The sequence below is a fragment of the Mycobacterium cookii genome (genome assembly GCF_010727945.1).
GTDB lineage: Bacteria > Actinomycetota > Actinomycetes > Mycobacteriales > Mycobacteriaceae > Mycobacterium > Mycobacterium cookii.
Genome location: NZ_AP022569.1, coordinates 3,404,384 through 3,418,021, shown reverse-complemented (window position 1 = coordinate 3,418,021; position 13,638 = coordinate 3,404,384). Strand labels below are relative to the sequence as shown.

General features: G+C 67.1%; 12 protein-coding genes. 10 read left to right on the top strand and 2 right to left on the bottom strand.

Going from position 1 to position 13,638, the window contains the following annotated elements; translation table 11 throughout:
* Nucleotides 1–200: 200 nt before the first annotated feature.
* From G6N27_RS16065 to G6N27_RS16045, 5 genes are read left to right on the top strand one after another with little or no spacing between them, the layout of a single operon-like run.
* On the top strand, nt 201–1,328 hold the full coding sequence (locus G6N27_RS16065) for an LLM class flavin-dependent oxidoreductase (RefSeq protein WP_163777521.1): 1,128 nt from the start codon (nt 201–203) through the stop codon (nt 1,326–1,328).
* Nucleotides 1,325–2,488 carry a sulfotransferase family protein gene (locus G6N27_RS16060; RefSeq protein ID WP_163777518.1) on the top strand — a complete coding sequence of 388 codons (1,164 nt, stop codon included), beginning with the start codon at nt 1,325–1,327 and terminating at the stop codon, nt 2,486–2,488. Before G6N27_RS16065 ends, G6N27_RS16060 begins: the two co-directional genes overlap by 4 nt.
* Nucleotides 2,485–3,252, top strand: a complete 768-nt coding sequence (locus tag G6N27_RS16055) for a sugar phosphate isomerase/epimerase family protein (RefSeq protein WP_163777514.1) — start codon at nt 2,485–2,487, stop codon at nt 3,250–3,252. Before G6N27_RS16060 ends, G6N27_RS16055 begins: the two co-directional genes overlap by 4 nt.
* 3 nt (nt 3,253–3,255) lie before the next feature.
* A complete protein-coding gene (locus G6N27_RS16050) occupies nt 3,256–4,464 on the top strand; it encodes a DUF1214 domain-containing protein (RefSeq protein ID WP_163777511.1) in 1,209 nt (402 codons plus the stop codon).
* 11 nt (nt 4,465–4,475) lie between these two features.
* Nucleotides 4,476–5,378, top strand: coding sequence for an alpha/beta fold hydrolase (locus G6N27_RS16045; protein ID WP_163777507.1), 903 nt, complete (start codon nt 4,476–4,478; stop codon nt 5,376–5,378).
* Nucleotides 5,379–5,383: 5 nt separating this feature from the next.
* Here the strand turns inward: G6N27_RS16045 and G6N27_RS16040 are convergent, their stop codons facing one another.
* On the bottom strand, nt 5,384–6,022 hold the full coding sequence (locus G6N27_RS16040; protein ID WP_163777506.1) for an HD domain-containing protein: 639 nt from the start codon (nt 6,020–6,022) through the stop codon (nt 5,384–5,386).
* A gap of 38 nt (nt 6,023–6,060) precedes the next feature.
* Here G6N27_RS16040 and G6N27_RS16035 point away from each other — a divergent pair, with 38 nt between their 5' ends.
* From G6N27_RS16035 to G6N27_RS16015, 5 genes are all read left to right on the top strand, one after another.
* Entirely contained in the window at nt 6,061–6,849 is a 789-nt protein-coding gene (locus G6N27_RS16035) for an LLM class F420-dependent oxidoreductase (RefSeq protein ID WP_163777502.1), read from the top strand.
* Nucleotides 6,846–8,612 carry an ABC transporter substrate-binding protein/permease gene (locus G6N27_RS16030; RefSeq protein ID WP_163777500.1) on the top strand — a complete coding sequence of 589 codons (1,767 nt, stop codon included), beginning with the start codon at nt 6,846–6,848 and terminating at the stop codon, nt 8,610–8,612. Before G6N27_RS16035 ends, G6N27_RS16030 begins: the two co-directional genes overlap by 4 nt.
* Nucleotides 8,609–9,346, top strand: a complete 738-nt coding sequence (locus G6N27_RS16025) for an amino acid ABC transporter ATP-binding protein (RefSeq protein ID WP_163777496.1) — start codon at nt 8,609–8,611, stop codon at nt 9,344–9,346. The genes G6N27_RS16030 and G6N27_RS16025 overlap by 4 nt, the downstream gene beginning before the upstream one ends.
* A 54-nt stretch (nt 9,347–9,400) precedes the next feature.
* A complete protein-coding gene (locus G6N27_RS16020) occupies nt 9,401–9,910 on the top strand; it encodes a MarR family winged helix-turn-helix transcriptional regulator (RefSeq protein WP_163777493.1) in 510 nt (169 codons plus the stop codon).
* An 80-nt stretch (nt 9,911–9,990) separates the two neighbouring features.
* Nucleotides 9,991–10,659 carry an SDR family oxidoreductase gene (locus G6N27_RS16015; RefSeq protein WP_163777490.1) on the top strand — a complete coding sequence of 223 codons (669 nt, stop codon included), beginning with the start codon at nt 9,991–9,993 and terminating at the stop codon, nt 10,657–10,659.
* A gap of 49 nt (nt 10,660–10,708) precedes the next feature.
* Here the strand turns inward: G6N27_RS16015 and leuS are convergent, their stop codons facing one another.
* On the bottom strand, nt 10,709–13,588 hold the full coding sequence (gene leuS / locus G6N27_RS16010) for a leucine--tRNA ligase (RefSeq protein WP_163777487.1): 2,880 nt from the start codon (nt 13,586–13,588) through the stop codon (nt 10,709–10,711).
* Nucleotides 13,589–13,638 lie beyond the last annotated feature (50 nt).

Here is a 13,638-nt window from a genome sequence, read left to right as displayed (position 1 = left end):
AACCGGCCCGTCACCGACATGGTGGCGGGCCGGTTCGGCTTTGTGGGATGTGTCGACGTGCCCACCTCCGAGCGACAAATTCGGCGGAGACAGTGCCGGGGAAGCGCGTTGTCGCTGTGAGGTGGGCACATCGACACATGGTCGCCAGATGTTCGATTCCATCAACACGGCGCTGTGCAGGTGCTTAGCATCATCTTTCGATGAAGGTTCAGCCCGCCGCATTTCTGCGCACCAGCCTGCCGTTGGATCTGACTCGGCTCGATGAACTGGACGGCGGCCGCTATCACTCGATCTGGCTGCCCGACCACATGGTCAGCTTCTGGCCGGACTCGATCTGGACTCCCGAATTCACCGATCTGGCCAGCGCGTCGCCGTCACCGCATCGCCACCTCGACGGGCTTGCAGTCGCGGCCGCTGCGGCGGCACTGACCAAGAACGTCCCGCTGGTCTCCGCCGTCGTCGACACCGTCCGCCGCCATCCGGCCATGCTGGCCCAGACCGCGCTGACCATCGATCACCTCGCCCGCGGCCGATTCATCCTCGGCCTCGGCAGCGGCGAGAGCGAGAACACCCTGCCGTACGGCTTCGACTTCGCCCGACCGGTCAGCCGCTTCGAGGAAGCCCTGCAAGTGATTCGGCTGCTCTGGGACAGCGACGGCCCGGTCGACTTCGACGGCCGGTTCTACACACTGCACCACGCCCGGCTGGACACCGAGCCGTGCGACGGGCACCTGCCGCCGATCTGGATCGGCGCCAGCGGCCCGCGGATGCTCGACATCGCCGGTCGATACGCCGACGGCTGGTGGCCGGCCGGGGCGTGGACCCCGGAGCACTACGCCGCCATGCTCGGCCAGGTGCGGGCATCGGCCGAACGCGCCGGCCGCGATCCGATGGCGATAACACCGTGCTTCATCCAGGTGTGTTTCATCGGCAAGGACGACGCGGCGCTGGCCGACATCCTGCAGGCTCCGCTGGTCAAGGCGTTCCTGTTACAGGTATCCGCAGAAACATTGCGCGACTTCGGTTTCGAACATCCAATGGGCCCGTCCTGGCGTGGATTTCACGACATCGACCCCGCGGTGCTGACCCGCGAGCGGATCGTCGAGTTCCTGGCCAAGGTGCAACCCGAGATGCTGCTCGCCCTGGTCCCGCACGGCACGCCCAAGCAGGTCGCGACGACGATCAAGTCGTTCGTCGACGCCGGTCTGCGCGTACCGAAGATCCTCGATTACGGCGCGATGGCCGGCCTCGACCACGCCGCAGCGTCGGCAGCCAATGTCCTTGCGGCCGAGGATGAATTGCTGCGGCTGTGCGGAGATCTTCGGTGACTCTCGACGCCGCGGAGTTGCTGGCCGCCGCGACCGCGGAAACCGGTTTGGCTGATTTCGGCGACGCGACACTGCCGGAGCGCTTCGCGGTGGCCGTCGAACATCTCAACGCCCTCGGCATGGACGACGCCGGCGTCGCCGCGGCGGCGCAGGTGTGCCGGTGGCTGCTGACCTCACGACTGGTGTTCATCGAAGACCGCAACGCCTATCCGATCGCCGACGAAGTGATCGAGGCACCGATGTTCGTCACCGGCGAACCCCGTTCGGGCACAACGCTGATGCACGCGCTGATGGCGGTCGACCCGGACGCGCGGGCGCTGCGGTTCTGGGAGGTGATGTACCCGTCGCCGCCGCCCGGCGTGGCCGGTTCGGACGACCGGCGACGCGAGCAGGCCGACGCCGACTGGCGCGAGATCAACGCCAAACTGCCGAAGTGGTTGCACAGCCATCCCTACAACGACATGCTCGGCGACGGCCTGCCCGAAGACGAGCGCACCTGGGCGTTCGATTTCCGGGTGATGACGCCGACGGCGTGGTGGCGGGTGCCGATGCAGTCGCTGGTCGGCGGCCTGGCCAGCGACGCCAAGGCGCAATACTGGCTGCACAAAGCCATGCTGCAGCAGTTGCAATACCATCGGCCGCGAAAGTACTGGGTACTTAAGGGTTTTCACGGCTTCCGGCTTGCGGAGATGTTCGAGGCGTACCCCGATGCGGGGTTGGTGTGGTTACACCGCGACCCGGTGCAGGTCGCCGCGTCGCGCACGATGATGATGGCCGACATCGCCGAAGGCATCGTGGGGCCGGTCGACCTGCACGCCGAGGCCAAGAAGCACCTGGAGATGACCCGCGCCAGCATCGCCAACACCATGACCAATCCGATGGTCGACGATCCGCGGATCCTGCATGTCCGCTACGCCGACTTCATCGCCGATCAGGTCGCCACGGTGCGGCGCTACTACGAGTTCGCAGGCCGGGAGCTGACGGCGAAAGCCGAGGCGGCGATGCGCGATTATCTGGCCACCAACCGCGGCGACCGGCACGGCAAGTTCCGCTACTCCACCCAACTGCTCACCGACATCGGCGAAGACCTCGACGCGCTGCACGAGGAATTCCGGCCTTTCCGTGAGCGATTCGGCGTCGAGATCGAGAATAGGGCGTGACCCACCAACGCTTGTCGGTGCACAACGTCACCTTCTACGGTGCCACGCTGCCCGAGCTGCAGAAGTACTGGACGGATCTGGGTGTGCGCCGGTTGAGCATCCTCGATAGCCAGCTGCTGGACCCCGAATTCCCAAAATTATTGCAGCACAACGACTATACGGTCGAGGCGGTGTATCACCTGTTCAGCGGCGCAACCGCGCTGGAGCCGGTCATCGACGCAGCGGCAGACGCCGGGGCCGGCACCGTGTACATGCTGACCGGTGGGCGAGGTGACCGCTCCTGGCGGCAAGCCGCCGAGCGATTCTGCGAGATGATCGCGCCGTGTCGGCAGCGTGCGGCCGATGCAGGCGTGGCGCTGGCGATCGAAAACGCCTCCAGCCTGTACGCCGACCTGCACATCGCCCACACGCTGCGCGACACCATCACACTGGCCGAGATGACTGGGCTCGATATCTGCATCGACATCTTCCACTGCTGGGCCGAAGGAGAGCTCGACGTCCTGCTGCAGCAGGCGCTGCCGCGGACCCGGCTGATCCAACTGAGCGACTACGTGCTGGGTGACCGGGCACTGCCGGGCCGCGCAGTCCCCGGCGACGGCGCCATCCCGATCGAAGCGATCATCAGGCAAGCGTTGGCCGGCGGATACGCCCACGGGTTCGACCTGGAGTTGATCGGCCCGCGCATCGACGAGGAAGGGCACCTCGAATCCGCCCGGCGCGCATGCGAAGTCGTGGGTTCGATGCTCGACAGATTGGGCGGTTGAGCGATGGCATTCGGCGACTGCCCCGACGACGCCGCCCTCGAGTCGGCGTGGACGGCGTTCTGCGCACAGCTACAGAGCGCCGGGGCGCAGGTGTTCAAAGACGCCAACGCCGCCACCGCCCTGCAGCGCGTCGACGCGCTGCGGTTTCTCACCCAAAACGTTGGCCAGGCTTTCGATTTGGCGCTGGAGACCCGCGACACCCGCTACCCGGCGTTGCACGCATTCTGCGGCCCGACCCGCAAACTCGGCGGCGACTGTGGTGATTTCACCTACCAGCAGGCCTGGATCGACGGGCAGTCGACGTACCGGCTGACCGGCAGCCGCGGCACCGCCCGCTTCTTCAACGTGACCGTTCAGGGAGCACGCACCCCCGGCCCCGGCGTGCTGCACGAACCTTTCGGCGACACACCGGAAGCCAACATCTCCGGCGAGCGGCTCGACGTCGGCGCCGACGGCCAGTTCGAGCTGTACATCGGCGGCGCACAGCGCGGTCCGAATTGGCTGCCGACCACCGTTGATTCGCGAAAACTGTTCATCCGGCAGGGATTCGACCGCTGGGACGAACTGCCGGCGCAGATCCGGATCGAGCGCGTCGACATGTCGACGCCCAAGCCGCTGCCCACCGCCGAGGTCATGATCGAGGCGATCGGCTGGGCGGGCGACTTCGTCACCGGCCTGATGTCGGACTGGCCGGAGTTCCCGTTCAGCTACGGCGGTGTGGACGCCGCGCACCCGAACACTTTTCCGCGCGTCGACACCACCGGCGCCGACGCCAAGCGGGGCCGGGCCGCGGCGAACATGTACTGGGAGCTGGGCCCTGACCAGGCGCTGATCGTCGAGTTCGACGCCCACGACGGCCTGTGGATGCTGACCAACATGGGCGTCTTCTTCAACAGCATGGACTACCTCTACCGGCCGGTGAGCTACACGCCGAGCCGGGCCAGCACCGACGCCGACGGGCGCGTCCGCTTGGTTATGGCGCACCGTGATCCCGGCGTGCGCAACTGGTTGGACACCCAAGGCTTCGAGCGCGGCAACCTGACCTACCGGCACATGCTGGAAGGTCAGCCTGCGGTGCTCAGCACCCGTCTGGTCGGTTACGGCGAACTGCTCGGCGCCCTGCCCGCGGACACCGCCACGGTCACCGAAGCCGAGCGAGCCGCCGAGATGTGGCAACGATTCCGGGGCATTCGCCGCCGGTACGTCCTCTAATGTCGGAGGCCATGAGCGATATCTCCCACGACGAACTGGTTGGGCTGTCCGAGTTCGCGCTGCTGCCCGAGAATGCCGAGCAGGCCGGCGTCACCGGCCCGCTACCCACCGTGCGCCGGGTCGAGGCGGACGGCGTCAGCGCGCTGCAGTGGGGCGACGACGCGCCGCGGGTGGTGTTCTTCCACGGCGGCGGGCAGAACGCGCACACCTGGGACACCGTGATCGTGGGCCTGGGCGTCCCCGCGCTGGCGGTCGACCTGCCCGGCCACGGGCATTCGGCGTGGCGCGAAGACGGCAACTACTCGCCGCAGAACAACGCCGCAGCGGTGGCCCCGGTGCTGAGCGACCTCGCGCCGGACGCCGACTTGATCGTCGGTATGTCGCTGGGCGGGCTGACCGCGATCGGCCTGGGTGCCGTTGCGCCGCAACTGGTCCGCGAGCTGGTGCTGGTCGACGTCACCCCGTCGGCGCTGCGCAGGCACTCCGAGCTGACCAAGGAGCAGCAGGGCACCGTGGCGCTGATGCAGGGCGACCGGGAGTTCCCCAGCTTCGCCGCGATGGTCGAGCTCACCACCGCCGCGGCCCCGCACCGCGATCCGAAATCGCTGCGCCGCGGCGTGTTTCACAACTCCCGCCAGCTGGACAATGGCGCGTGGACGTGGCGCTGGGACACCATCCGGGAGTTTCCCGACTTCGACAGCCTCTGGGATGACGTCGCGGGACTGTCTGCACCGATCACGCTGGTGCGCGGCGGCACCTCGGGCTTCGTCACCGACGAGGACGCCGCCGAACTCGGCCAGCGCGCAACGCAATTCCGCGGTGTGCATGTCGTCGAGAACTCCGGCCACTCCGTGCAAAGCGACCAGCCCCTGGTGCTGATCGACCTGCTACGCGGAGTGCTCGACGGCGATTGAACCGCCTACTCCGGCCAGCTGTTCCCGAGAATGTTGTCGACGAAGTTGTCCCGGGTGAACGTCGGGTCGAAGCGCTCCAGAACGTCGGCGTTGCAGGTGCCGAATGTGGTCTGCGGGCGGTGCTTCATCCCGTCGTTGAATGCCGCCAGGATCTGCTGTTTGAAGTCGGGCCGCGGGTGGGCGGCGGTGACGGCGTCCAGCGCCTCGGGCGGCAGGTCGTCACGGCCGATGCCGAGCACATCGGTCTCGACGCCGGCCGTCACCAAGGCCGTCTCCGGTGCCAGGAATTCGGGCACACCGGGCGTGGTGTGCAGCGCGATACCCAGCCACACCTTGTCGACGTCGGCCTGCTCGACACCGTGCTCCAGCAGGAAGTCGCGCGCGGCGTTGGCGCCGTCGACCTCGAAGCGCAGCGTCGAGTCGCGGTAGCGCTCCGTCAGGCCGATGTCGTGGAACATCGCCCCGGCGTACAGCAATTCCGGATCCGGCTGCAGTCCACGGCGGCGACCCTGCAAGGCCCCGAAGATGAACACTCGTCGCGAATGGTTGAACAATAGGTCGTCTTCGGCGTCCCGGATGTGCGCAGTTATAGCCCTGACCAGCGCAGTGTCGGGAATGGCGATGCCAGCGATGCTGTCGGACATATGTTGCTCAGCCTATCCCCGCGCCTACGGTAGAGGCCATGACTTCTTCCGGCCGGCCGATCCGCATCGGCGTTCAGTTGCAGCCCCAGCACACCACTGACTACAAGAACCTGCGTGACGCCGTCCGCCGCTGCGAGGACATCGGCGTCGACATCGCCTTCAACTGGGACCACTTCTTTCCGCTCTACGGCGATCCCGACGGTGCGCACTACGAATGCTGGACCATGCTCGGCGCCTGGGCCGAGCAGACCTCGCGCATCGAGATCGGCGCACTGGTCACGTGCAACTCCTACCGCAATCCCGAACTGCTGGCCGACATGGCCCGCACCGTCGACCACATCTCCGGCGGACGGCTGATCCTGGGCATCGGGTCGGGCTGGAAGGAGAAGGACTACGACGAGTACGGCTACGAGTTCGGCACGGTCGGGAGCCGGCTCGACGACCTGGGCGAGGCGCTGCCGCGGATCAATTCGCGGCTGGCCAAGCTGAACCCGGCGCCGACCCGCGACATCCCGCTACTGATCGGCGGCAAGGGCCCGAAGAAGACGCTGCGGCTGGTCGCCGAGCACGCCGACATCTGGCACGGGTTCACCTCGGTCGACAGCTACCCGCACGCCGCCGAGGTGCTGGCCGGACACTGCGCCGCGGTCGGTCGCGACCCGGGAGAGATCGAGCGGTCCGCCGGCGTCAAGGAAGGCGACGAGTTGATTCCCAGCGCCGAAGGCCTGACCGCGCTGGGCGTCACGCTGCTGACCGTCGGCGTCAACGGCCCCGACTACGACCTGAGCAACGCCGAAGCACTATGCCGATGGCGTGGTCGGGGATGAGAGTCCGCTCGTCGCAACTGATCGCGCTGCTCGCCACCGTGCTGCTGACCTATTGTCTGGCTCCGATGGCGCCGGCGGCGGCCGACAACCACATGTGCAAGCCGTCGGGCATAGCGGGCGCGATGGCCCTGCCGGAGAAGCTGGTCACCGCCAGCCCGCCGGAGGAACGCGATTACACGACGGCCGACGTCGAGCCGTTGAGTTCGGTGAACATCGACGCGCTCGGTTTGCGCACGCCGCGAACGCTGACCATCGGCACCCAGCCGGGCGGTCCCCCGACCAGCTGCCTCAACAGCACGGGCCGCTACACCGGCTATGACAACGAGCTGCTGCGCGCGATCGCCGCCAAGCTCGGACTGAACGTCGTCTTCGCCGGCACCGAATTCGCCGGCCTGCTCGCACAAGTGGCGACCGGACGTTTCGACGTCGCGTCGTCGTCGATCGTCGCCACCGAATCGCGCCGCCGCACAGTCGGATTCACCAACGGCTACGACTTCGGTTACCTGTCTTTGATCGTGCCGTCCGGCTCGCCGCTGCACGGCTTCGACCAGCTCGGCGCGGGCCAGCGGATCGGCGTTATTCAGGGCACCGTCGAAGAGGCCTACGCCGTCGAAACCGTGCATGTGCAGCCAGTGAAATTCCCCGACTTCACCACCCTGTACACCTGCCTGAAGAACCACCAGATCGACGCGTGGGTGGCGCCGGCCATGGAGGCGGCCAAAGTGATGCGGCCCGGCGACCGCGCCACCGTCGCCGGATACACCTACAGCCCGGGCAGTTTCATCGCCTTCCCGGTCGCCAAGGACAACCAGCCGCTGATCGATGCGCTGAACGCCGGCTTGGACGCCGTCATCGCCGACGGCACCTGGTCGCAGCTGTACACCGACTGGGTTCCACGGCCCTTGCCGCAGGGTTGGAAGCCGGGATCGAAAGCGGCGCCGACGCCGCACCTACCGGATTTCGCGGCGATCGCCGAACGCAACCACCGCGAGGCGCCCGGGGCCGCACCGCCGAAATCCACGTTGGCCCAGCTGCGGGACCAGTTCTTCGACTGGGACCTCTACAAGCAAGCCATCCCGGCCATGTTGACGACGGGCCTGCCGAACACGCTGATCCTCACTGTGTCGTCCGCCGTCATCGGGCTGGTGGTGGGCATGGCGCTTGCGGTAGCAGGGATTTCGCAATCGCGCTGGCTGCGCTGGCCGGCGCGGATCTACACCGACATGTTCCGTGGCCTGCCCGAAGTGGTCATCATCCTCGTGATCGGGCTTGGATTCGGGCCGATCGTCGGAGGGTTGACGCACAACAACCCGTATCCGCTGGGCATCGCGGCGTTGGGGCTGACTGCGGCCGCCTACATCGGCGAGATCTTCCGCTCCGGCATTCAAAGCGTGGAAACCGGGCAGCTGGAGGCCGCCCGGGCGTTGGGTCTGAGTTACCGGACCGCGATGCGACTGGTGGTGATCCCGCAGGGCATCCGCCGGGTGCTGCCCGCGCTGGTCAACCAGGTCATCGCGCTGCTCAAGGCCTCGGCGCTGGTGTACTTCCTCGGCCTGATCGCGGGCCAGCGCGAGCTGTTCCAGGTCGGTCGCGACCTGAACGCGCAAACCGGCAGCCTGTCACCGTTGGTCGCGGCGGGCGCGTTCTACTTGATGCTGACCATCCCGCTGACCCATCTGGTCAACTATGTCGACGATCGGCTTCGCCATGGCCGGCCCGCGCGCGACGTCGACCCGCTCGCCACCGCCCAGGAGATCATGTGACAACGCCGCAGCCAGTGTCGTTGGCAGGCAACGACATTCACCTGTCCTTCGGAGACAACCCGGTGCTGTGCGGCGTCGACATCGAGGTACCCGCGGGCCACACGGTCGCGGTCATCGGCCCGTCCGGCTCCGGCAAGTCGACGTTGTTACGCACGTTGAACCGGTTGTACGAGCCCGACAGCGGGGACGTCCTGCTCGGCGGACGCTCGGTGCTCGGCGACGATCCCAATCGGCTTCGGCAGCGGATCGGCATGGTGTTCCAACACTTCAACCTTTATCCACATCTGAGCGTGCTGCACAACGTGATGCTGGCGCCGCGCAAGCTCAAACGGCTGTCCGGCGAAGAGGCCTGCGAGTTGGCGTTGGCACAGCTGGATCGGGTCGGCATGAAGCACAAAGCGAACTGCCGCCCGGGCGCGCTGTCCGGCGGTCAGCAGCAAAGAGTCGCGGTCGCACGCGCACTGGCAATGACGCCGCAAGTCATGCTGTTCGACGAAGCGACCTCTGCGCTGGATCCCGAACTGGTCAAAGGCATCCTGGCGTTGATCGCCGATCTGGGCTCGGAAGGCATGACGATGCTGGTGGTCACCCATGAAATGGGTTTCGCCAGGTCCACATCCGACGCCGTGGTCTTCATGGATCACGGCAAAGTGTTGGAAACCGGCCCGCCCGCGCAGATATTCGAGGCCGCGCGCACCGAGCGGCTGCAGCGCTTCTTGTCACAGGTACTTTGATCCCGACAGCCATTAATGGGCCGCGGCGAGAGCGACAGGTTAGACTAGCGAACTATGGCGGAGACTGAAGCCACCGTGCCCGAGCTCACGGAGCTGGCGGAGGGACTTCACCGCACGCTTTCCAAGCTGTTCTCCATCCTGCGGCGCGGCGATCCCAGCGCGGGAGCGGCCCAGGCCAGCGACCTCACCCTGGCGCAGCTGTCGATCCTGGTCACCCTGCTGGACCGGGGACCGATCCGGATGACCGATCTCGCCGCACACGAACGCGTCCGCACACCCACCACCACGGTGGCGATTCGACGGCTAGAGAAGATCGGCCTGGTCAAGCGCTCCCGCGACCCGTCGGATCTACGTGCCGTGCTCGTCGACATCACCCCGCGGGGGTTGGCCGTTCACCGCGAATCGCTGAGCAACCGGATCAGCGCACTGGTCGCGCTGCTCAGTCAGCTCAGCACGCCCGAGCTGGATTCGCTGACGAAGGCGCTGGCGCCGCTGGAGCACCTGGCCGCCAGCGAGTCGGTGGCCAGCCCGGCCGCCGCGGCCAATGGGGACGCGACCCCGTAAATCCTTGCTGCCCTAGACTGCTGGGGCCGACCCGCTGCGCCCGGCTGCACCGGGCTTGCGATCGGCCCTAGAGTTCAGGCATGCACACCGCGCTCATTACCGGTGCCAGCCGTGGGATCGGCGCTGCCATCGCCGCGGCCTTGGCGCCGACGCACACATTGGTGCTGGCCGGACGGCCCTCGCCGGCATTGCAGCAGACCGCCGAACGGCTCGGCGCCACGACGCTGCCGCTGGATGTCACCGACACCGACGCGATCCCATCCACCACGGCCGCGATCGGTGAGCTCGACGTGCTGGTGCACAACGCCGGCGTCTTCCTGCCGGGACCGGTCGCCGAGTCGACCGTCGAAGACTGGCGTACCACGTTCGACGTGAATGTGGTTGGCGCAGTGGCAGTTACGCTGGCGCTGCTACCGGCCCTGCGCCGGGCCGGCGGCCAGGTCGTCTTCGTCAACTCCGGCACCGGCCGCAAGGCGTCGGCGACCATGGCGTCGTACTCGGCGAGCAAGTTCGCGCTCCGCGCGTTCGCCGATTCGCTGCGCGAGAGCGAACCGGACCTTCGTGTCACGACGGTGTACCCCGGCCGCGTCGACACCGACATGCAGCGGGCGCTGGTGTCCTTCGAAGGCGGCGAGTACGACGCTTCGAAGTTTTTGAAGCCAGAAACCGTTGCCGCAGCGGTCGCGCAGGCCGTGGCCACGCCACCCGACGGCCATCTGCATGAAGTCGTCCTCAGGCCCCGTGGCTAAACAACCCGCACGCTGACGATGCGGGCCCTCGGCCCGAGGAGGAGGCGGGCTAGACAACCAAGTTGACGAGTCGCCCCGCGACCACGATGACCTTCTTAGGCGTGGCGCCGGCCAACGATGTCTGCACCTTTTCGTCGGCCAGCGCGGCGGCCTCCACGGCGTCGGCATCGGCGTCGGCGGCCACCGTAATCCGGCCCCGCACTTTGCCATTCACCTGCACCGGATACTCGACGGTGTCCTCGACCAGGTAGTCGGGATCGGCGACCGGGAAGGGTCCGTGCGCCAGCGGCGTCGTACTGCCCAGCCGCTGCCACAACTCTTCGGCCAAGTGCGGCGCCACCGGCGCCACCATCAAGATCAACGGCTCGACCGCCGCGCGCGGGACAGCGTCGCGGTGCTGCTTGGTGAGGTGGTTGGTGTATTCGATCAGCTTGGCCACCGCGGTGTTGTTGCGCAGTGCCGCATAGTCTTCGGCGACACCGGCGATGGTCTTGTGCAGCAGCCGCAGAGTCTCGGTGTCGAGATCTGAGCCGTCGGTGGCCCGCAGTTCGCCGGAGTCCTCGTCGATCACGAGCCGCCACACCCGCTGCAGAAACCGGTGCGCCCCAACCACGTCCTTGGTTGCCCAGGGGCGCGACGCCTCCAGCGGGCCCATCGACATTTCGTACACCCGCAGCGTGTCGGCGCCGTAGTCGTCGCACATCTCGTCCGGTGAGATCGAATTCTTCAGGCTCTTACCGATTTTGCCGAACTCCTGAAAGACCTCGACTTCGCCGTTCGAACCCGGGTGGAAAAACTTGCCGTCGCGTTCGACGACGTCAGCGGCCGTGACGTAGGACCCGCGGGCGTCGGTGTAGGCGAACGCCTGGATGTAGCCCTGGTTGACCAGCCGGCGGAAGGGCTCGCGGGAGCTGACATGGCCGAGGTCGTAGAGCACCTTGTGCCAGAACCGCGAGTACAGCAGGTGCAGCACCGCATGCTCGGCGCCGCCGACGTAAAGGTCGACACCGCCCGGGTCGTCGGGACCGTGCTCGGCAGGCCGCGGGCCCATCCAGTAGGCCTCGTTCTCCTTGGCGCAGAACCGTTCTGTGTTGTGCGGGTCGGTGTAGCGCAGCTCGTACCACGAGCTGGCCGCCCACTGCGGCATGACGTTGGTATCGCGGGTGTAGGGCTTCAGGCCGTCGCCAAGGTCCAGCTCGACGTGCACCCAGTCGGTGGCCTTGGCCAGCGGCGGCGAGGGCTCACTGCCGGCGTCGTCGGGGTCGAACAGCACCGGCGAGTAATCCGGGACGTCCGGCAACTCAACCGGCAGCGCGGCGTCATCCAGTGCGTGGGCGCGTTCGTCGCTGTCGTAGACGATCGGAAACGGCTCACCCCAGTACCGTTGCCGCGCGAAAAGCCAGTCCCGCAGTTTGTATTCGATGCGCGCCGTACCGCGGCCGTCGGCCTCCAGCCGTGCGGTGATGGCTTCCTTGGCGGACGCGACGCTCAACCCGTTGAGATAGTCCGAGTTCACCAGGGCGCCGTCGCCGGTGTGGGCCGCCTGCGAAATATCGCCGCCGGCAATGACTTCGACGATCGGCAGGCCGAACTCGCGGGCGAACTCCCAGTCCCGTTGGTCGTGGCCGGGTACGGCCATGATCGCCCCGGTGCCGTAGCCGGCCAGCACGTAGTCGGCGATGAAGATCGGCACCCGTTCGCCGTTGGCCGGGTTGACCGCGTAACTGCCCAAGAAGACGCCGGTCTTGGTCTTGTTCTCCTGACGCTCCAGGTCGGACTTTGCCGCGATGGCCTGCCGGTAGGCGGCGACGGCCTGTGCGGGTGTGGCGGCGTCCAGGGTCCAGCGCGGGTCGACCCCGTCCGGCCAACTCGACGTGACCAGATCGTCGACCAGATCGTGTTCGGGCGACAGCACCAGATACGTTGCGCCGAACAAGGTGTCCGGCCGGGTGGTGAACACCTCGATCTCGCCCGCCGATGCGGAGAACATCGCGGCCGCGCCGGAAGACCGGCCGATCCAGTTGCGCTGCATGGTCTTGACCTTCTCCGGCCAGTCCAGCACGTCGAGGTCGTCGAGCAACCGGTCGGAGTAGGCGGTGATCCGCATCATCCACTGCCGCAGTCGTTTCCGGAAAACCGGGAAGTTGCCGCGCTCGCTGCGGCCGTCGGCGGTGACTTCCTCGTTGGCCAGCACGGTGCCCAGCCCCGGACACCAGTTGACCATCGAGTCGGACCGGTAGACCAGGCGGTGCGCGTCGATCACGTCGGCGCGCTGTCCCGCCGGCAACGCCGACCAATCGCGGCCGTCATCCAATGTGCGTGCGCCGGAGTCGAATTCGGCGATCAGCTCGGCGATCGGGCGGGCCTTGTTCGCGGCGGTGTCGAACCACGCGTTGTAGATCTGCAGGAAGATCCACTGCGTCCACTTGTAGAACTCGACGTCGGTGGTGGAGAAGCTTCGCCGGTTGTCGTGGCCGAAACCCAACCGGCCCAACTGCCGCCGGAAGTTGACGATGTTGGCCTCGGTGCGGGTGCGCGGATGGGTGCCGGTCTGTACCGCATACTGTTCGGCGGGCAGGCCGAACGCGTCGAACCCCAATGCGTGCAGCACATTACGGCCCGTCATCCGGTAGTAGCGAGCGTAGACATCGGTGGCGATGTAGCCCAGCGGATGACCGACGTGCAATCCCTCACCCGACGGATACGGGAACATGTCCTGCACGAACATCTTGTCGTCAGGCAGTGGCGAGCCGTCCGTCGGCGCCAGCGAGCCGACCGGGTTGGGCACGTTGAACGTTCCCCAGCGCGTCCAGTTGTCCTGCCAGGTGCGTTCGATGCGGCCGGCCAGGTCCGCGGTGTAGCGAAACCGCGGCGCGTCGGCCTGCCCTTCGGCGGCCTGGCCGGCTGCGGCGGTCGGGGAGTCGGTCACGTCCAACAGGTTATAAGGGCCGAGTCGAGCGACCCGCCGACCACCGACGG

Bases quoted from the DNA above. Each gene is read 5' to 3' on its own strand.
- G6N27_RS16065 (WP_163777521.1), top strand. From the start codon at position 201: ATGAAGGTTCAGCCCGCCGCATTTCTGCGCACCAGCCTGCCGTTGGAT.
- G6N27_RS16050 (WP_163777511.1), top strand. From the start codon at position 3,256: ATGGCATTCGGCGACTGCCCCGACGACGCCGCCCTCGAGTCGGCGTGG.
- G6N27_RS16045 (WP_163777507.1), top strand. From the start codon at position 4,476: ATGAGCGATATCTCCCACGACGAACTGGTTGGGCTGTCCGAGTTCGCG.
- G6N27_RS16040 (WP_163777506.1), bottom strand. From the start codon at position 6,022: ATGTCCGACAGCATCGCTGGCATCGCCATTCCCGACACTGCGCTGGTC.
- G6N27_RS16035 (WP_163777502.1), top strand. From the start codon at position 6,061: ATGACTTCTTCCGGCCGGCCGATCCGCATCGGCGTTCAGTTGCAGCCC.
- G6N27_RS16030 (WP_163777500.1), top strand. From the start codon at position 6,846: ATGAGAGTCCGCTCGTCGCAACTGATCGCGCTGCTCGCCACCGTGCTG.
- G6N27_RS16020 (WP_163777493.1), top strand. From the start codon at position 9,401: ATGGCGGAGACTGAAGCCACCGTGCCCGAGCTCACGGAGCTGGCGGAG.
- G6N27_RS16015 (WP_163777490.1), top strand. From the start codon at position 9,991: ATGCACACCGCGCTCATTACCGGTGCCAGCCGTGGGATCGGCGCTGCC.